This is a genomic window from Streptomyces flaveus (assembly GCF_014647675.1).
Taxonomy (GTDB): Bacteria; Actinomycetota; Actinomycetes; order Streptomycetales; family Streptomycetaceae; genus Streptomyces; species Streptomyces flaveus.
Window position 1 is genome coordinate 1,409 of the sequence record NZ_BMPQ01000078.1, and the last position, 562, is coordinate 1,970.

The following is a 562-nucleotide window of genomic DNA, read 5'->3' on the forward strand; positions in this document are numbered from 1 at the left end:
CATATTCTTGAACCCAACGGTAGACCGTTGAATGATGAACGTTTACACCACGTTCCCTTAATATTTCAGATATATCACGATAACTCAATGCATATCTTAGATAGTAGCCAACGGCTACAGTGATAACATCCTTGTTAAATTGTTTATATCTGAAATAGTTCATACAGAAGACTCCTTTTTGTTAAAATTATACTATAAATTCAACTTTGCAACAGAACCAGAAAAAATATATATGAAGCAAAATAATTTTTAGGTCAGCCTAATTTATACTATAATATTCATTGATAAATTTAATATTCAATGAGGAGATTTTTATAGTGAAGAAAAGTTTAGAAGAAATAAATGGAAAAGTTTCTTTTGATAGCGAAGCAAATGGTATCAAGAAACTAATAATGTATCTAGGTCCTGGACTTCTTGTTGCTGTAGGCTATATGGATCCAGGTAATTGGATTACTTCAATGGCAGGAGGAGCACAATTTGGATATACATTATTATTTATAATATTATTATCGAGCTTATCAGCCATGTTACTTCAAAGTATGTGCGCTCGTTTAGGTATTGC

The 562-nt window shown here is 31.1% G+C and carries 1 protein-coding gene and 1 pseudogene; one reads left to right on the top strand and one right to left on the bottom strand.

Annotation, left to right across the window (positions count from 1 at the left end; all coding sequences use genetic code 11):
- A pseudogene (locus IEZ21_RS49260) lies at positions 1–163 on the bottom strand (IS6 family transposase); the annotation flags it as partial.
- A 154-nt stretch (positions 164–317) separates the two neighbouring features.
- Here IEZ21_RS49260 and IEZ21_RS49265 point away from each other — a divergent pair.
- Positions 318–562: divalent metal cation transporter (locus IEZ21_RS49265; RefSeq protein ID WP_189327909.1), on the top strand; the 245-nt coding region annotated here is incomplete at its 3' end.